The organism is Roseococcus sp. SDR, from assembly GCF_019083995.1.
In the GTDB taxonomy this organism is placed as follows: Bacteria; Pseudomonadota; Alphaproteobacteria; order Acetobacterales; family Acetobacteraceae; genus Roseococcus.
In genome coordinates this window covers 84,327-103,211 of the sequence record NZ_JAHRCU010000015.1, presented here as the reverse complement: position 1 = coordinate 103,211, position 18,885 = coordinate 84,327, and the positions used below count along the sequence as shown (strand labels likewise).

8 protein-coding genes are annotated in these 18,885 nt (G+C 69.9%); 7 read left to right on the top strand and 1 reads right to left on the bottom strand.

Annotated elements, in window-relative coordinates; genetic code table 11:
• Positions 1 to 19: 19 nt before the first annotated feature.
• The 7 genes from KTR66_RS17005 to KTR66_RS16975 all read left to right on the top strand — a co-directional run bounded on the left by KTR66_RS17005 (position 20) and on the right by KTR66_RS16975 (position 17,667).
• Positions 20 to 505 carry a hypothetical protein gene (locus KTR66_RS17005; protein ID WP_213614572.1) on the top strand — a complete coding sequence of 162 codons (486 nt, stop codon included), beginning with the start codon at positions 20 to 22 and terminating at the stop codon, positions 503 to 505.
• 199 nt (positions 506 to 704) lie between these two features.
• The gene (locus KTR66_RS17000) at positions 705 to 1,103 is read left to right on the top strand and encodes a hypothetical protein (protein ID WP_213614570.1); all 399 of its coding nucleotides are present in this window, start codon (positions 705 to 707) and stop codon (positions 1,101 to 1,103) included.
• An 8-nt stretch (positions 1,104 to 1,111) separates the two neighbouring features.
• Positions 1,112 to 7,567, top strand: a complete 6,456-nt coding sequence (locus KTR66_RS16995) for an autotransporter outer membrane beta-barrel domain-containing protein (RefSeq protein WP_213614568.1) — start codon at positions 1,112 to 1,114, stop codon at positions 7,565 to 7,567.
• 693 nt (positions 7,568 to 8,260) lie between these two features.
• Entirely contained in the window at positions 8,261 to 11,032 is a 2,772-nt protein-coding gene (locus KTR66_RS16990) for an ATP-binding protein (RefSeq protein ID WP_213614566.1), read from the top strand.
• Between the two features lie 1,044 nt (positions 11,033 to 12,076).
• Positions 12,077 to 14,560: an arylsulfatase gene (locus tag KTR66_RS16985; protein WP_213614564.1), complete on the top strand. Its 2,484-nt coding sequence runs from the start codon at positions 12,077 to 12,079 to the stop codon at positions 14,558 to 14,560.
• Between the two features lie 17 nt (positions 14,561 to 14,577).
• Positions 14,578 to 16,887, top strand: a complete 2,310-nt coding sequence (locus tag KTR66_RS16980) for a tetratricopeptide repeat protein (protein ID WP_213614562.1) — start codon at positions 14,578 to 14,580, stop codon at positions 16,885 to 16,887.
• A gap of 156 nt (positions 16,888 to 17,043) precedes the next feature.
• Entirely contained in the window at positions 17,044 to 17,667 is a 624-nt protein-coding gene (locus tag KTR66_RS16975) for a hypothetical protein (protein ID WP_213614560.1), read from the top strand.
• 6 nt (positions 17,668 to 17,673) lie between these two features.
• Here the strand turns inward: KTR66_RS16975 and KTR66_RS16970 are convergent, their stop codons facing one another.
• Complete coding sequence (locus KTR66_RS16970) at positions 17,674 to 18,768, bottom strand: TIGR03032 family protein (RefSeq protein ID WP_213614558.1); 1,095 nt, start codon at positions 18,766 to 18,768, stop codon at positions 17,674 to 17,676.
• Between the last annotated feature and the right edge of the window lie 117 nt (positions 18,769 to 18,885).

The window sequence follows — 18,885 nt, the reverse complement described above, 5'->3', positions numbered from 1 at the left end:
GGCTGATCCGGAGCCGGAATTGCCCCCTATCCTGCCGCACTGCCTTGGTGTCACGGTCAACAGTCAGGTGGCGCTACCCCGCTTCGCGGCCAACGTCGCGCAGGCCTGCCCCTCATTGATCTTCTGCGATCAGGCTGAGGCCATTTGCGCCGGACGCACGCTCGAGCTGGCCATGGAGCTGCCCGATCAGGTCACGGCGCTTCCGGCCGGGCTCTCCTGCAGGTCGCGCACTTCGCTCGGGGCTCTGGCTACGACGTTGACAAGGCGCTCGCGCATGTTGGCCGGCACGATACCTGATACCGACCTCCATGGCCTGAAGATCGTGCAGGGGTTCAATGAACCAGGGCTGACCCTCGGCCTGCTGGCCTGTACCAGTGCGTCAGGGCCTCGGGCTTCCGCGAACCGGACCCGCGTCGCTCTCGCTGCGATGGATCTGGGCGCCTTCGCCTCGGGCCAATTCGCGATGTTGGCCGAGGCTAAGGCCGCCTTGGCACCTCGCCAATGACCGCTTCCTGCGGAAGATGGACGTGTCCACCGGTCGGCTTGGCGCATGGGCGTTGGCGCAGCCGAGGTCGGGCATCGCGCCCCAAAGGGTCGCCGGCATCCAACGCCTCGGTCGGGCGCTTCGTCCGGGCGGCCTATCGCGCCCCATACGCCGAGACGTTCGCAGCCCCGACGATGCGGTGCGGAGAGTGGCGCGCGTCATGAACAGCTTCGATCGCCCGCGGAACATCGTGATCGACCCGCGCGGCGCGAGCGTGGAGGGGCTGGGCGTCCCCACAGCATCGGGTGCGGCCGTGCCGGACATCTCCAGCGATCACATGTCCTGGATCGCGCTGACCGATCTGGAGCGCTCCACCTTCCATCTGCGGGCCTATGGCGGCCGAGATGACGTGAAGTTCGACCTCACGACGATGATCGGCATCGCGCCGACGCGGTCCATCCCCCTCGCTTCGTTGAGCGGCGCGGCCGCGGAGGGAACGGCCTCGCTGATCGTGGTGCGGCAGGCGGCGCCAGGGATCAGACACGCGCCAGCGATGGTTGAACTCCAGGACTCATCAAGCTGGACACGGGCTGACGACCAAGACCACAGCGGAGCATAGAGCCAACGATGCAGCGCAAAGACCGTCGGCGGAAACTGCTTCGGGGCGCGCGAGGCGGCGCGGCTCTGGCCCTGCTCGCCGGCGCGCCTGCCGCGGCGCAAGACGTCCCGGCACTCCAGCTCTCCGCGGGGAATGTTTCGCTGGTCACGTCGCAGGCGCCTGACCCCACGAACAACTGCTCGGCACGGCAGACGGTCTATAATTCCGCGACACAGGCCGCGGGCTTCGCGAATGGCGTCGTTGCCTGCGTCGCCGGCATCTCGTCACCCGGCACGGTCATCTCCGGCCCGACCAGTGACTCCGCCGGCACCGTCACGATTGCCAATTCGGCGAATATCGTGGCGACGGCGGCCAATGCGCCAGGCGCGGCAGGGCCAGGCGCGGCAGGGATTGTCGGCCTTTCCATCGGCGGCACGCCCGACGTGGCCACGCCCGGCTTCGTGCCGGGGCCCGGGGCGGGCGGGGCGGTGATCATCAACAATACGGGCAGCATCAGCGCCGTGCCGGGAACGGCCACCCCACCCACAACCTTCGTCAGTGGCCAGAATTTTGGCTTCTTTGTCCTGCCCTTCGGCGGGGCCGTGGCGGGCGTTTCCTTCGGCGGGCAAGGGACGGGCGGGTTCGCGTCGAAAAGCCAGTCCGGCGCCGCGACGACGCTGGTCACCGGCGGGGCGGCGGGGGACGTGACCATCGCCAACGGCATCGACGCGTCCGGCAACCAGAGCTTCGTCAACATCTCCACCGGCGCCAGCGTGACGGTGCCGGCGGCCGGCACCTTCCAGGCACAGCCCAGCATCAATGCCGGGCTGCTCGCCATCAGCCTGGGTGGGGATGCGGCCAATGATGGGGGCATCGGCATCGGCCAGGGCGGTGCGGGTGGTGCGGTCAGCATCACCACCCTGGGCAACATCTCGACCATCGCCGACAACAGCCCAGGCGTGCTGGCCTTCAGCGCGGGCGGCGGCGGCTCGGTCGCCGCGGGCAGCCAGGGCGGCGGGAGTGGCGGGGCGGTCGGCGTCTCGTTCGTGGCCTTTCAGGGCAACACCGGCGGCCGCATCTCGACCAGCGGCGGCAACGCGCCGGGAATCCTCGCCATCAGCGCGGGCGGCAACATCATCGGCAGTGAGGAGCAGGGCAATGGCGGCGCGGGTGGGCCGGTCACGGTCAACGTCGCCAGCCCGAACCAGATCGTGACGTCGGGTGCCTTCTCGGCCGGCATCATCGCCGGCAGCCTCTCCGGCGGGGCCACGACCGGCGTCCCGCAAAGCCGCCTCTTCTTCAACGCGCCCGGCAGCGGTGGCGCGGTCACGGTCACCAGCAACGCGACCATCGTGACGCAGGGGCCTGGCAGCGACGGCATCGTGGCGCAGAGCATCGGCGGCGCGGGCGGGACGCAGCAGGCCAGCAACGTCACCACCAGCTTCACCCTTGGCTTCGGCACGAGCAATGTCAGCACTGCGAGCCTGGTCACGGTCACCCATGGCGGCAGCATCACGGTGGGCGCAGCCGGCATGTCGAGCGGCACCCAGGCCGATTCGCAGAACCCCGCTCTGATGGCGAATGGCATCGGCATCCTGGCGCAGAGCATCGTCGGCGGCGGCGGCATCGCCTATCTCGTCAACACGGCCGAGGGTGCGACGGTCAATCTCGGCGCGCCGAGCGGCGGGGGCAATGCCTCGGCCGCGGGCGGCGTCACCGTCACCAACACCGGCGCGATCACCACCTGGCAGGCGGGCGGCGTCGGGATCCTGGCGCAGTCCATCGGTGGCGGCGGCGGCAACGCCAAGAGCGTCTCCGGCCTGTTCCGCGTCGGCGGGAATGGCGGCGAGGGCGGCACGGGTGGCGTGGTCACGGTCGTCAATTCGGGCAGCATCCTGGCCAATGGCTGGCAGGCCCAGGCGATCGTGGCGCAAAGCCTGGGCGGCGGCGGCGGGAGCGGCTCCACCGTGCGCTCCGCCTTTTCGGCCGTGGGCGGCAGTGGCGGCGGTGGCGGCGCCGGCAATACCGTGCAGGTGACGGCGGAGGCCGGTGGCAGCATCCGCACCACGGGCGATGACAGTGCCGCCATCGTGGCGCAGAGCATCGGCGGGGGCGGCGGCCTCGGCGGGAAGGCCAACGCCTGGGGGATCATCGCGAGTGCCGCGGTCGGCGGCAGCGGGGGCGAGGGCGGCCCCGGCGGAGCAGTGACCGTGACCGCGGCCGGCACCATCGCCACCGGGACGGCGACCACCGTCGGCAGCAATATCTTCACCACGGGCGCCCACGCCTTCGGCATCATGGCGCAGAGCGTCGGCGGCGGCGGCGGCGCGGCAGGCGCTGCCTTCTCGACCCAGGCGGGTTTCCCCTTCGCCATGAGCGTCGCGGTCGGCGGCACGGGCGGGAAAGGCGGCGATGGCGGACCTGTCTCGGTCGCCTTCGGGGGAAGCGGGCCGGGCCAGCTCTCCACGATCGGCCCCGATGGACATGCCATTGTCGCGCAATCCATCGGCGGCGGCGGCGGTGCCGGGGGGCAGTCGCGCGCGCGCTCCTGGGGCCTGGTGTCCACCACGGCCATGCCGAGCCTGCAGATCGCGACCGCGGTCGGCGGGTCCGGAGGCGTGGCGGGCACGGCGCAGGGCGTGACCGTGACGACGGCGGCGCCGATCACCACCTCGGGGATTGGCGCCATGGGCATCCTGGCGCAGAGCATTGGCGGCGGCGGCGGCGCGGGCGGCGACAGCACCGCCCTGGCCACGACCCTTTTCGCGACCGGCAGCGCCGCCATCTCGGTGCCGGTCTCGGTGGGTGGCCGGGGCGGCGCGGGGGGCGATGGCGGCACCGTGGCGGTCACGCTCGGGGGCAGCCTCTCGACCATCGGCGATGGCGCGCATGGCATCGTCGCGCAGAGCATCGGCGGGGGCGGCGGGACCGGCGGTATCGGAAATTCGGCGGCGCTTCCGACGCTCGGCACCGGCACGGCGGCAACGGTCGCCTTTGCCGTTGGCGGCGATGCGGCGGGGGCCGGGGCCGGCAATACCGTCAATGTCTCCACCACGGCCGCCTTGCAGACCCAGGGGCTGCAGGCGCATGGCATCCTGGCGCAATCCATCGGCGGTGGCGGCGGCGTGGCCAATGGTGGCCTGGTCAATGGCTCCACCTCGACGAGCGCGGGCAGCGCGTCCTATGCGCTGACCGCCTCCATCGGCGCCAAGGGCGGCGCCGGCGGCAATGGCGGGGCGGTGACGGTCAATGCCGGCGCGGGGATCACCACGAGCGGCGCTTCCTCCATCGGCATCCTGGCGCAGAGCATCGGCGGCGGCGGCGGCGCGGGCGGCACGGCGGCCCCGCCACCGCCGGAGAACTGGCTGGCCGCCCTCGCGAACCAGGCCAACCAGATCTACGGCTTTGGGACCGTGGCGCAGGCGGCGCTGCTCCAGGGCAAGTTTCCAAGCATCATCAGCCTCACCTCCTTCACGGCCAACCTCACCATTGGTGGCCGCGGCGGTGCGAGCGGCGATGGCGGGAGTGTCACCCTCAACCAGACGGCGGGGGTCATCTCCACCACCGGCCTGCAGGCGCATGCGATCGTCGCGCAGAGTATCGGCGGTGGCGGCGGCATTGGCGGGGCCTCCTCCACGACCTCCAGCACCTCGACCCTGACGGCACCGCTCTCCGCCTCGCTCGATGTCGCGCTGGGTGGGGCGGGCTCATCTGGTGGCATTGGCGGGCTGGTGACGGTCAATCTCGGCACCGCCGGCCAGCCGGGGCAGACGGGCGTGTCCACCACCGGTGTCTCGGCCCATGGCTTGCTGGCGCAATCCATCGGCGGCGGCGGTGGCCTGGCTGAATCCGGCGGGGTGCAGAGCGCCGGCGTGATGACCCTGGGCTTCGCGCAATCCGGCAATGGGGGCGGCGGGGGCGCGGGCGGGACGGTCAACGTCACCAATTACAGCACCGTGCAGACGGCGGGCGATGGCGCGCTGGGCATGCTGGTCCAAAGCATCGGGGGTGGCGGCGGCGCCAGTTCCCCGCCGACCTTGACCGCCGGCGTAGGGCCGATCTCCTTCCGCCTGGGTGCGACCTTTTCCGGCAGCGAGGGCAGCGGCGCCACGGGAGGGGCCGTGAACATCGCGCATAACGCCGGACTGACGACGAGCGGGCCGCGGGCGATCGGCATCCTCGCGCAGTCCATCGGCGGCGGCGGCGGCTACGCGCCCACGCTGTATGGGCAGACGGCCCCGGTCTCCCTCGTGGCGGCCGGTTCCGGTGCCGCGAGTGGCGGCGCTGTCAGCGTCAATCTGGGGCCGGGCGGCTTCGTCGCCACCAGCGGGGCCGGGGCGCATGGCGTCATCGCGCAGAGCATCGGCGGCGGTGGCGGTGTGGCTGGCAACATGGACCAGCCAACCGTCTTTGGCCTGGCATCCGGGACCATCTCGAGCACCGCGAACGGCCATGGCGGCGCGGTGACGGTGCAGGTGAACGGCGGGACGGTCTCGACCACCGGCGCCAACGCGCATGGGATCATCGCACAATCCCTGGGCGGCGGCGGTGGCATCTTCGGCGGCAACATGGGCGCAAGCGGCCTCAAAGGTACGGCGGGGCCTGTCACCGTGAACATCGTGGGCGGCAGCGTCAGCTCCGCCCAGGGCTATGGCATCCTGGCGCAGAGCGCCGGCTCGACTGCCGGCGGCGCGGTCCAGCTGTCCATCACGGGCGGCGCCCAGGTGTCCGGCGGGTTGGCGGGCGTGGCCATCGATACGTCAGGTGCCAGCGGGAGCACTGCCGCGACCCTGACCATCGGTCGGGCATCGGCGCTCTGCGGCACAAGCTGTTCCACCAACACCGGCAGCCCGGTCACTCTGGTCAATCCGTCGAGCCAGGTGCTCGTCACCACCTACGGGCTGATTGCCGGCACGTTTCAGACAGAAGGGGCCGAGGTGTTGGCCCAATTGGGCGGCACATTGCGGTTGAGCGGGACGAACACGCTTGGCGGGCTGACGATGACCCCCGGCAGCACCCTCGATCTCCAGACGTTCAGCACCTTCGCCGGCGTGACACTCCAGACGCCGGCTGGGTCGCTTGTCCTGGACAGGGCGACCATCCTGATGCCGGTGGATTTCCTGAACCAGCAGTCCAACCGCCTGACGCTGATCGGAAATTATGGCGTCTACGGCGTGAAGCTGGGGATCTTCCCGACCAACCTCTACCCGGTGTCCAGCCCGGTCGAGGTCATCGCCGCCCAGGGCGTCAACCTCGGCAGCGAAACCCTCGCGAACGGGGTGTCCGTCGCGAACAGCGACCTCGTCTACAGCTTCTCGCTGGTGAACCAGACCCTCCAGCAGGCCAACACCCTGGGTGTGACGGTTGGCGCCAATTTCACGCCGGCCAATGTCGCGCTGAGCGGCAATCAGTCCCAGGTGGCGGCTGCGGTGCAGTCCAGCTGGAACACGGATGCGGCAGGGCAGCCCAACTCCTACACGCCGCAGCAGCGCGCCGTGGTCTATTCCAGCCTCTATGGCCAGAGCGCCAGCAGCTATGGCACCGCGCTTGGCAATCTTCAGAGCCAGACGCCGGGCGCCCAGGTGGCCAACAGCCTGAGCAGCGGGGCTGCGCTGGCCAATACCCTGCAATCCTGCCCGGATTTCGCGGGGCCGGAGACGCTGCTGCGCGAGAATACCTGCCTTTGGGCCAGGGTGATCGGCCGGCTCAGCGACACCGGCCGCACCCAATTCGGCTCCACCTCGAGCGCCTCCGCCGTGGCGTTCCAGATTGGCGGGCAATATGAGTTCGCGCCCAATTGGTTCATCGGCGCCGTGTTCAGCGAGGAGCAGGCCTGGCTTCGTGCCTCGGCCGGCAATGAGCGTGCGACGCTCCAGGGCCAATCCCTCGGCGTGACGCTGAAGCGCCAGATCGGCACCTGGCAGGTCTCGGCCTCGGCCCTTGCCGGCTACGCTTCGGGTGACGCGCGTCGCAGCCTTCCCGCCTTCGGCGCGAGTGCCACCAGTTCGCCCGGCGGCGACATGCAGATCGGGCGGCTGCGCGTGTCACGGGAGTTCGTGGGCGAGGCCGTCTACGTGAAACCGGCCGTCAACCTTGACGTGATCCGGCTGGGCGCCTGGGGCTACACGGAGCAGGGTGCCGGCGCTTTCGGATTGCGTGTGGCTGGCAGCAGTCAGGTGCAATTCGCCGTCACGCCGCAGGTCGAGCTGGGCGGCCGCTGGAATGTCTCCGAGAACACCGTGCTGCGTCCGAACGTGACCCTCGGCGCCACCTTCCAGTCGGAGAGCAGCTACGAGACACGGCAATATCTGCTGGGCCAGCAGATGCGGATCCGCAGCCCGCTGGCGGGGACGATCGGAAGCTTCGCCCTCGGGGTGGACCTGACGCATAGCCGGGGCTTCCAGATGCGGGCGCAGTATGTGCTGGATGCATCCGCGGACATGACGGCCCATACGGGGACGCTCCGTGCGGGGTATCGGTTCTGAGGCGACGCGGGCTTTGGCGCCTTGACGGTGGTCGGGCGATGTCGAGCCCCAGAGTCCAGAGAGCAAGTTCACCGTCAGCCTCTTCCCTCGGCAGCCGTGCGGCGCGTCATGCTGGCGGTCTGATCCACGCACCTGGCGGTCGCGGATACCTCCGGCGGGACGCTGTAAATGTCTGCGTCGTCGGTCCTCATGGCCGAGGAAGCTTGCTCGGCAGGCGGATAGGGTGAACACGCGTCCAGAAGAAAGAAGTTGACTAACGGACTTCTTTATCTCCAATTACAAGCATGCGAAGTCAATTATATAATTTGAAGTTATTTTTGCAAAGAATATATTTGTGACTGATGGGCTTGAACTTGCCAATGCAAGTTGCGTCGGCAGATTCCCATGGTCGCAAGTGCTGACCAACTCTCCTCCGCCGCGGCATGGGTCGTCTGGCGCCGTTGCCCGACCTTCCCGGGCCTCCCTGATTCGGGACGAGCGCCTTCTTCTGAGGGACATGCGCGATGCCTTCCACGGCTGACCGTCCAGCGGATCGTATGGCAACGACCATCCGCAGGCGTGTACAAGCGCCGAGGGTGCTGGCCCTCTGTGGTATTCTGCTGGGCCTCTGCCCGATCGCCCCCGATCGCGGGCCGGCGCGCGAGACATGTCGCGACGCGCCATGGCGCGCCACGACCTGGACCCCGTAGCGCCATGCCGAACGACATTCCTGCATCCGCCGGCCGAGAAGCGGCAGCCCCGTCCGAGGACGATCTGCTGGCGCTTGCCGGCCTTGGCACCTGGCGCGTGAACCTCGATGACGGGGAGGTGTCCTGGTCCCGCCTGACGCGGGAACTGCATGAGGTGGAGTCCGGTTACGTCCCGAGCCTCGACACGGCCCTGGCCTTCTATCCGCCGAGCGCGCAGGCCGCCCTGAGGCAGGCGCTGGAACGTTCCTCCCGCGATGGAACGCCCTGGGACCTCGACTTGCCGTTCAGGACAGCGCGCGGCCGCGCGCTGATGGTGCGCGTGCGCGGCTGCGCCGTTCCCGGCCCGAACGGGCGGGGTCTGATCTACGGCATCGTCGAGGATATCACGGCGCGTGAGGCACATCAGGCCGAACATGCTCGCCTTGCGCTGGTGGTCGAGCAGATGACCACGCCCGTCATCATCACCGATGCGGCTGCGCGCACCGAATGGGTGAACGAGGCGTTCGTGCGCGCGACGGGCTACAGCCTGGAAGACCTGCAGGGGCGCACGCCCGGGTCGGTCCTCCAGGGGCCGCAAACTGAACCTGGCACCGTGAACCAGATGCGCCGGGCCATTGCTGCGGGGGAGGCCTTTCACGTCGTCGTCGCCAATCACCGGAAGGACGGCAGCCCCTACTGGGTCGAGATTGAGGCAAGCCCCATCCTGGGGCCAGACGGAACCGTGACCGGCTTCATCGCCGTCGAGAATGACATCACGGCCCGCCGAAGGGCCGAGGAGGAAGCGCTGGCCGAGATCGCCCGCCGCACGCAGGCTGAGACTCTGCTGCGCGAGATCATCGATACGCTGCCCTCCGCCCTCTACGTTTGTGACGAGCAGGAGCGGATCATCCTTTGGAACGCGGCCTACGCGGCCATGTTCCCCAGCCTCGCAGAGGTGCTGCGGGACGGGACCACGATCGAAGAGCTGATCCGGTCCGGCGTCGCGAGGGGCGCCTATGCCGAAGTGGTCGGCCCTGATACGCCCGTGCCCGAACGCGAGGGCTGGATCACGGATCTCGCGAACCGGATCCGTTCCGCCAGCCCCGACAGCCCAAGCCGCGAAATACCCCTGCCGTGCGGGCGCTGGGCGCAGGCGTTGGAGCGGCGCACACCGTCGGGACATATCGTCAGCCTTCGCACCGACATCACGGCGCTGAAGCGGGCGATGGCCGAAGTCGAGGCGGCGGCTGAGGCGAAGAGCATGTTTCTCGCGCGCATGTCGCACGAGTTGCGCACGCCACTGAATGCGATCCTCGGCTTCGCCCAATTGCTGCTGGCCGACGGCTGCGCGACGCCGGGGCAGCGCGAACAGCTTCATCTGCTGCACGACGCTGGCGCGCATCTGCGTGACCTGGTCAATGGCCTGCTCGACCTCGCGAAGGTCAACTCAGGAAAGTTGGAGCTGGAGCTTGCCCCTCTTGCGCTTCTGCCCTTGCTGGAGGGCTGCGCCGAGTTGCTTGGCCCCGAGGCTCAGCGGAAGGATGTCGCGCTGGTGCTCGACTGTGCGCCGGAGCTGCCGGCGGTGGTGGAGGCGGATGCGACGCGCCTGCGGCAGATGGTGCTGAACCTGCTCTCCAACGCGGTGAAGGTTTCGCCGCACGGCGCGCATGTTACGCTGCGGGCGGCGCTCGGCGCCGGGGGTTCCGTCCGCATCGAGGTGCAGGACCACGGACCAGGTGTGCCGGAGGAGAGGCGCACCCGGCTGTTTCAGGATTTCACCCAGCTCGGCCGCATCTCCGATACGGATAGCCCCGGTACGGGCCTTGGGCTCGCCATCACGGCGCAGCTGGCGGCACTGATGGACGGGCGAGTCGGTGTGGAGAGCATGCCGGGCCAGGGCGCGACCTTCTGGCTGGACCTGCCGTTGCGCCCGGCCATTCTCCCCGCGCCGACCGATGAGGCCTCTCGGGAAGCTCGGGGGAGCCGGCCGCTGCGCCTTCTGGTGGCGGACGATGTCGCCGCGAACCGCATCCTCATGCGCACGATGCTCGGCGCCGCGGGGCATGTGGTCACCCTCGTCTCGGATGGCGCGGAGGCTCTCGAGACGGTGCAGGCCGGCGACTTCGACGCAGTGCTGATGGATGTGCGGATGCCGGTGATGGACGGGCTGGAGGCAACACGCCGCATTCGCGCGCTGCCCGCGCCGTTGAGTCGCATCGTGGTGATCGCCGTCACGGCCTCCGCGCTGCCCGAGGATGTGGAGAACTGCCGGGCTGCCGGCATGGATGCGCACATCTCGAAGCCAGTGGGGCGTGCTGCGATGCTCGACCTGCTGGAGCGGCTTTGCGCACCCTCTCGAGGTATGGCGCTCCAGGTCGAGGGAGTGGGTCTCTCGCTGCTCGATCAGCTGGGCCCTGCTGGGCCCGAGGTAGCACGGGCGCTCATGGAGGAATTGGAGGCGGTGGCGGAAGCGCTGCATTTGCCCCGAGCTGAGCAAGACCCGGACTCGCTGCGTGCTCTGCTCCATCGTGGCCTGGGCGCGTCGGGCGTGCTCGGTGCCGACGCCATCCGGCTCGCGATCGAGCAGGCTTCGGCGATGCTTCGCCAGGACGGTGAGGTGGCCGCTGCTCTCGCACCACTGCGGGACGCGCTGCTTCACCTTCTGCCCGCGCAGCGCGTCGCGTTCGAAGATGTGCTCCTCGGGAAGGCCGCGGCAGGAGCAGAGGGTTCCACCGAACCGGAGGCCCAGGCGAACGGCGAAGGCCCTGGCGCTGTCCGTGCCGGCAGACACGCATGACCCTTCGCCTTGCCGATGCGCCCCCCCCCCGCCGTTGAGTTCGTCGCCATTTTCTGGCTGTTCAGCGTGGCCTGCCCTCGCAGAAGCGGCCCGCAGGTCATGTCGTCCGGCGGCACCGAAAGGGTGGCTGGGCGACGGCGGGTGGAGGTGCCGCTCTGCCCTGGCGACCGCGTCTGAGGCTGTTCCAGGCGGTCGAGCCGCTGGGCGGCGGATTGAGCGTCACGCACACCGCCTTGGAGCTCGGATACGGAACAACCTCCGCGTCCTTCTTTTGCTTTTCGCAGCCATGTGGGGCGCAGCCCACACATCTGCATGCGCAGGAAGAGCGGTGCGCTCATGGCACCGGGTGCAACCGCGGAGGTGAAGACGGACGAAATGAAATGCCGACATCGGTGGTGCCCATGTCTCGCGCTTGATCTGCGATGGGGAGTGCAGCCCCAGAGCCGTATCTGGTCCGTCGACAGGGCTTCCGACGAGAAGCAGCAAATCAAGCTGTCCGTGCGTCCCAAGAGCCTCGCATCCACCGTGGCTTGCTGATGCTCCAACGCATGTGCGACCACCCATACGACCGGCGCGACACACACTCTCTCCGCGGGCTTGGTCTGTATCGAGCAGCGGGCCACGGCCAGTCGCATCGCCGGTTTCCGGCCGAGCCCGCACGCGAAGGCAAGCCAGCGCAATGCCTCCGGACCCTCGCGCGTGGCGTTGTTCTGCGGCGGCTCGGGAAGCGACGCGGCCCCAGCCCGACCGACCTCTAACCGGCATCTACCGCACAGGCGTCAACGAGTGCGCGGTTGTCTCGGCCAAAGGACGCTGGCTAGGCCCTTTGCGGCCGGTGAACACGACGCCCGCCATCCATTGTCCCGCTCGGCCCTCAGCCAGCTCTTCTGAATGTCCTGAGTTTCACACTATTTTTTGCATGCCGCCTGATACCGTTGGCCGGTGTGGAACGCCTCGAGGTGGAGTCGCCACGCCAACGACACAGGTTGGGAGAACGGTATGCGAGGAATATTCACGACCAGCCTCATGGTGGCTGGCATGGTCATGAGCCTTTCCATCGCCTCGCCCGCCCAGCAGCTCCGCGGTACGCCTGGTTCGCCCGATGCGGTGCTGACGCCCGACGGCTCCCACCTGCCGGCCCCCACGCCGCCCTTCAGCGGGAGCATCATGCCCAACCTGGTGGACAGTCAGCCCGCCTGGCCGCCGCAGATCATGCCGCCGCAGGGCGCACCCAACATCCTGCTGATCCTGACCGATGACGTGGGCTATGCCGCCCCCTCCACCTTCGGCGGCGTGATCCCGACGCCCAGCCTCGACGCCGTGGCGCAGACGGGGCTGCGCTTCACGCAGTTCCACACCACCGCCCTCTGTTCGCCCACCCGCGCCGCGCTGCTGACGGGCCGCAACCACCACAATGTCGGCTTCGGCAACATCTCCGAGCTCTCGGGCGGCTTCCCCGGCTACAACTCCATCATCCCGCCCGAGGCGCAGACCGTCGCCGCCACGCTGCAGCGCAACGGCTATGCCACCGCCTGGTTCGGCAAGAACCACAACGTGCCGCCCTGGGAGGCAAGTGCGGCCGGCCCCTTCACCAACTGGCCGATTGGAATGGGTTTCGACTATTTCTACGGCTTCATCGGCGGCGATACGTCGCAGTGGCAGCCGGGCAACCTCTTCCGCAACACGACGCCCATCCACCCCTATGTCGGCCAGCCCGGCTTCAACCTGATCACCGCCATGGCGGATGACGCCATCGCGCATATCCGCACCCAGACCGAGATCGCGCCCAGCCGCCCCTGGTTCGTCCATTACGCGCCAGGCGGCACGCATGCGCCGCACCACCCCACGCCCGAGTGGATCGCGCGCATCGAGGCGATGAACCTGTTCAACGATGGCTGGGAGCGGCTGCGCGAGCGGATCTTCGCCAACCAGCAGCGCCTCGGCGTGCTGCCGGCCAATGCGCAGCTCTCGCCCTGGCCCGATTTCCTGCCGCGCTGGGACAGCCTCTCGGAAGCGGACAAGCGCCTCTACATCCGGCAGGTGAATGTCTATGCGGCCTATCTCGCCTATACGGATCACGAGATCGGCCGCGTCATCGCCGAGGTGGAGCGGCTGGGCCAGCGTGACAACACGCTCATCATCTACATCAGCGGCGACAATGGCAGCAGCGCCGAAGGCTCGATGCATGGCACGCCAAACGAGGTCATGTACTTCAACGGCGTCGCTCTGACGCCGGAGCAGCAGATGCCCTTCATCCCCGTCTGGGGAAGCGACCGCACCTATAACCACATGGCGGTGCCATGGACCTGGGCCTTCGGCACGCCCTATCGCTGGACCAAGCAGGTCGCCTCGCATTTCGGCGGCACGCGCAACGGCATGGCGATTTCCTGGCCCAGCCGCATCACGGATCGCGGCGGCATCCGCCACCAGTTCCATCACGTGATCGACGTGGTGCCGACGGTGCTGGAGGCGGTCGGCGTGCCGCAGCCCCAGCAGATCAACGGCATCGCGCAGCGCCCGCTGGATGGCGTGAGCATGCTCTATACGCTCCCGCGCGAAGCAGCGGCCGCGCCTTCGCGGCGGACCACGCAGTATTTCGAGATCCTGGGCAACCGCGCCATCTATCACGAGGGCTGGATCGCCAGCACGACGCCGCCGGCGCCGCCCTGGGAGGGCACGGCGCCGCGCCCGGAAGACGCGATGAACGGCTTCCGCTGGGAGCTCTACAACATGAACTCCGACCCGTCGCAGGTCCGTGACCTCGCGGCGCAGGAGCCGGATCGGCTGCGGCGCATGCAGGACCTCTTCACCATGGAGGCGACGCGCAACCAGGTGTTTCCGCTGAACGCGAACGGCCTCTCGGGCATGCTGGTCTCGCGGCCCGGGCCGGCGGCGGGGCGCCGGCAATTCGTCTATACGGGGCCGTCCTGCTGCACCCAGGCGAATGCGGCGCCCAGCATCCTCAACCGCTCCTTCCGCATCACGGCGGAGATCGAGGTGCCGCAGGCGGGTGCGCAGGGCATGCTCGTCACCCAGGGCGGGCGCTTCGCGGGCTGGGGGTTTTATCTGCGCCAGGGCCGGCCGGTCTTCACCATGAACCTGCTCGGCCTCGAGCGCGCGAAATGGGAGGCGCCGGATGCGCTGCCGCCCGGGCGGCACACGATGGTCTTCGATTTCTCGATCGACCCACAGGGCGCCGTTCCCTTCGGCCATGGCGGCAGCGGCACGCTGTCGGTGAATGGACAGCAGGTGGCGCAGCGGAGCATCCCGCACACCACGCCCTTCACCTTCGCCTGGGACGAGACCTTCGATGTGGGCCAGGACACGGGCACGCCGGTGGATGACCGTGACTATCAGGTGCCCTTCGCCTTCACGGGGCGCATCGGCCGGATCACGGTGGATCTGGGCGAGAGCACGGTGACGCCGGAGGCGATCCGCAACTTCGGCGTGCTGATGGCCGAGCGGGCGCGCGCGGCGGCCGGTGGGGCCCAGCCGGCCGCAGCCCCGGCCCAACCGCAGCGGCGCTGAGCGCCGCGCCCGGAACGGTGCTGCGCCGCGGCCTGGCCACGCTCGGTCTGCTGCTGCTCGCGGGTCTGCCCGCGCTGGTGGCGGGCCTTCTCGTGCAGCCCAGCCTGCCCGTGGCGCGGGAGCGGGCGCTGGCGGGCTTCGTGGGCTCCGCCACCTGCGCCGGCTGCCATGCGCGCGAGGCCGAAGCCTGGCGTGCCAGCGACCACGCCCGGGCCATGGCTTCCGCCACGCCCGCCCATGTGCTGGGCGACTTCTCCGGCGTGACGGTGACCGATGGCCGCCACACGGCCAGCTTCCGGCGCGAGGGCGAGCGCTTCCTGATCCGCACCGACGGCCCGGGCGGCACGGTGGCGGATTTTCCGGTGAGCGAGACCTTCGGCGCCGATCCGCTGCAGCAATACCTCGTGTTCTTTCCTGACGGCCGGCGGCAGGTGCTGCCCTGGGCCTGGGACAGCCGGCCGGCGGGCGAGGGCGGGCAGCGCTGGTATCACCTGATGCCGGCGGAAGCCTTGCCGCCGGGCGACCCCCTGCATTGGACCGGGCGCGACCAGAACTGGAACTTCATGTGCGCTGCCTGCCACTCAACGGGGCTGACGCGCGGCCATGACGCGGCGCAGGGCCGCTACGACACCGCCTGGACGGAGATCAGCGTGGGATGCGAGGCGTGCCACGGCCCCGGGGCGGCGCATGTGGCCTGGGCGCAGGGCGGGCGCCCGCCGGGCCTTGCGCATCGCGGCCTCGCGGTTGCGATGCGCGACGCCTCGGGCGGCGCCTGGCGCTTCCCCCCGGGCGATGCGCGCGGCATCGCACGCTGGGAAGGGCCGCCCCGCGAGGGGGTGGCCGCGCAGCTCGACACCTGCGCGCCCTGCCATGCACGGGCGCGGCCCATCGTGGCGGACCCGCAGCCCGGCGCCCGCTTCCTGGACACGCATGCGCCCGTGCTGCTGCAGCCTGACCTCTATCACGCCGATGGCCAGATGCAGGGCGAGGTCTTCGAATGGGGAAGCTTCGTCCAGAGCCGGATGCAGCGCGCGGGCGTCACCTGCGGCGACTGCCATGATCCGCACAGCGGCCGCCTGCGCGCCGAGGGCAATGCCGTCTGCGCCCAGTGCCACCTGCCTGCACGCTTCGACACGCCGGCGCATCATCACCACGCCGAAGGCGCCAGTTGCGCCGGCTGCCACATGCCGGCCGTCACCTATATGGTCGTGGACCGGCGGCGCGATCACAGCTTTCGCGTCCCGCGCCCGGATGTCGCGCAGGCGGTCGGCGCGCCCGATGCCTGCACCGCCTGCCACACCGGCCGCACGGCCGAATGGGCGGCGCAGCGCATCGTGGACTGGCATGGCCCGGAGCGGCGGGAGACGCCGCACCCGGCGCTGACGATCGCCGCCGGGCGCCGCGGCGAGCGGGGGGCGGATGCTGCGCTCGCCGCCCTGGCGATCGACCGCAACCAGCCCGCCATCCTGCGGGCCACCGCGCTGACGCTGCTGCCCGTGCCGCCCACGCAGCCTGCCGCCCAGGCGGTTGGCGCCACGCTGCTGGACCCCGAGCCGCTGGTGCGCGCCACGGCGCTGCGCGCGCTGGAGGGGCTGCATCCGCGCAACCGGCTGCACGCGGCGCGCTTCCTGGGCGACCCGGTCCGCCTCGTCCGCATCGAGGCGGCGCGCGCCTTGGCGCCCGTGCCGCTGACCGCCCTGCCGGAGGCGGCGCGCCCCGCCTTCGCCCGCGCCTGGGACGAGCTGATCGCGAGCGAGCGCGTCGCGGCCGAGCGGCCGGAGGCGCATGTGAACATCGCGGGGCTGCTGGCCCAGCGCGGCGACGCCGCCGGAGCCGAGGCCGCCTGGCGGGCCGCACTCGCGCTCGATCCTGACTATCTGCCGGCGCTTGTGAACATGGCGGAGTTCGAAGGCCAAGGTGGGCGCAGTGCAGCCGCGCTGGCGCTGCTCGAGCGCGCGGTCGCGGCCCATCCCGCCGATCCTACCGGGCATCATGCGCTGGGGTTGATGCTCGCGCGTGCCGGCCGGGCTGGCGCGGCGCTGCCGGCACTGACCCGCGCTGCGGAACTCGCCCCGGAGCAGCCGCGCTATGGCTATGTCCGCGCCATCGCGCTCAACAGCCTCGGGCAGCGCGGCGAGGCGCGGCAGGCGCTGCGCGAACTGGTCCAGCGCCACCCCCGGCATCGTGACAGCCTGGTGGCGCTGGCCACCCTGGAGCGCGACCTGGGCGACCGTGCGGAGGCCGCGCGGCTGGCCGCGCTGCTGCTGACGCTCGACCCCTCGGATCGGGCGGCGGCTGCGCTGCGCGCGGAGTTGGGGCAGCCCTGAGCGTGGTGGGTGGAGGCGAGGTGAGGGACCGAGCCAATCCGCTTTGGATGCAGACAGATCGGCCAACGCGGCCATTCGGGCCAACCGCCAAGGGCAGAGGATCATGGAACGGGACCGCCGGTTGCGCGTCCCCGCATTCCGAACAGCGGCCACGCGGTGGAAGTTGAGGGGTTTGTTGCTGGTCAGCTCATCGCTGGCGGGACCGATGCGGGCGCGGCCTATGTCGTCTTCGGCAAGTCCACCGGTGCGCAGGTGAACCTCGGCGCCCTGGGTGCCGACGGCTACCGCATCACCGGCCAGGCGGGCGAGGGAGCGGGCAGCAGCGTCAGCGGCCTCGGCGATGTGAGCGGCGATGGTCGCGCGGATCTCCTCGTCGGCACCGCCTCGGGTGGGCATGCCTATGTGGTGTACGGCAAGACGGGCGCGGCGGAGGTCCTGCTGTCCGACATCGCGTCCGGCACGGGCGGCTTCCTGATCACGCCGGAACTGCCCGACGACCTGGCCGGCATGACCGTCACCGGCGGGCGCGACCTGAAACGCGACGGCGTGGTGGACCTCGTCATCGGCACCCCGCATGAGGGCGAGGGCGGCCTGGATGCGGGCGCGGTCCATGTGATCTGGGGCGGCGGCCACGGCCAGGTGGATCTCTCACTGGTTGCGCAGGGCATCGGTGGCGCCAAGATCGTTGGCGAGGCCGGCAATCCGCTCGGCAGCGCCCATGAGATGCCGGCGTCTCCCACCCCCTCATCCCGGCAGGATCGATCAATCGCCCGCCTCTGACGCGGCTCAGGAGTGGATCGGGAAAGGCTTGCCCTTGCTGATGAGCCGGTTGATCTGCCCCTGGGCGAAACCCACCAGCATCGGGCTCCTGTGGCCAGGCAGCAGGGCGATGTCATAAAGCTCCCGCACCACCCCGCCGAGGCGCAGCCAATGGACGACCGCGCCCGTTGCAAGCTCCACCACCAGGATCGCACATTCCGGCGCCCTTCCGGCAGCCTTCAGCCTCTCCTCGAGCGGCAATCCGGCGAAGACCTGATTGGCGCGCGGCAGCGAGGTGCCGACCAGCGCATAGCCGCCCATGAATGCAAGCCCTCGTGCGAATCCCGGCACGGATGCGATGGCTTCGAAGCGCCTCGCCGCGCGATCCACGACGCCCAGTTCGCCGGTGCCCGCATTCAGCACATACAGCGCCCCACGATGCAGCCGCGGCGAGTGCGGCATGCTCAATCCGCGGCAGACCACGGACTGGGTGGCGAGATCGAGCACGACGCCGTGGCCATCCCGCTTGTCGGCCCAGCCACGGGGCGTGTCGGTTTCCGCCACCGCGGTCATGTAGGCCGGGCGGCCCGTCGTGTCGTCCATGGCCAGCCCGTTGAGGTGGCAGCGATCCTGCGGCGCGAGTTGCGTGATGAAGGGCGGCGTCCAGACGGGGCGGAAGCTCGTCGCCTCGTCCACCGTGGCCAGGCAGCCGAACAGCGTGTTGACGAAGAGCGGCCGGCCATCGGGCAGCACGCCCACGTCATGCGCGAAGACGTCGCCCGTGTACCAGGCCACCTGCGGCACATAGACCGCGTCATGCCCCTCGAGCTCCTGCCCCTTGGGGACGACATTGGCGAAGCGGTAGATGGCGTTCAGGCCGGCGAGGTAGAGGCTCTCCCCCTGCACGGCCACGCCGAGGCAGCGCTCGAAGGTGCGTTCCGTCACATGGAGCTGGCCCGCATCGGGCGCGCCGACCAGGAAGAGCTTGCCGATCTGGTAGGTGGTGATGGCGAGCGAGACATCATGCTGGCGCAGCCAGCCCGCCATCCCGGGCGAGGCATCCACACGGTAGGGCGGGGCGCTGTCGCCACCGGATTGGATGTTCACGGGGACGGAGGACATGGGAGGCGGCGCACTCCGAGGCGAGGGATGGAGGCGTAACGATCACCCAGCCGCGCCTGCCGGGCAATCGGAGGTTTTCTTGAAAGTTAGACTTCCGTGGCTTTTCAACTGAAAAAT

Coding starts and splice junctions, on each gene's coding strand:
- KTR66_RS17000 (WP_213614570.1), top strand. CDS start 705: ATGAACAGCTTCGATCGCCCGCGGAACATCGTGATCGACCCGCGCGGC.
- KTR66_RS16995 (WP_213614568.1), top strand. CDS start 1,112: ATGCAGCGCAAAGACCGTCGGCGGAAACTGCTTCGGGGCGCGCGAGGC.
- KTR66_RS16990 (WP_213614566.1), top strand. CDS start 8,261: ATGCCGAACGACATTCCTGCATCCGCCGGCCGAGAAGCGGCAGCCCCG.
- KTR66_RS16985 (WP_213614564.1), top strand. CDS start 12,077: ATGAGCCTTTCCATCGCCTCGCCCGCCCAGCAGCTCCGCGGTACGCCT.
- KTR66_RS16970 (WP_213614558.1), bottom strand. CDS start 18,768: ATGTCCTCCGTCCCCGTGAACATCCAATCCGGTGGCGACAGCGCCCCG.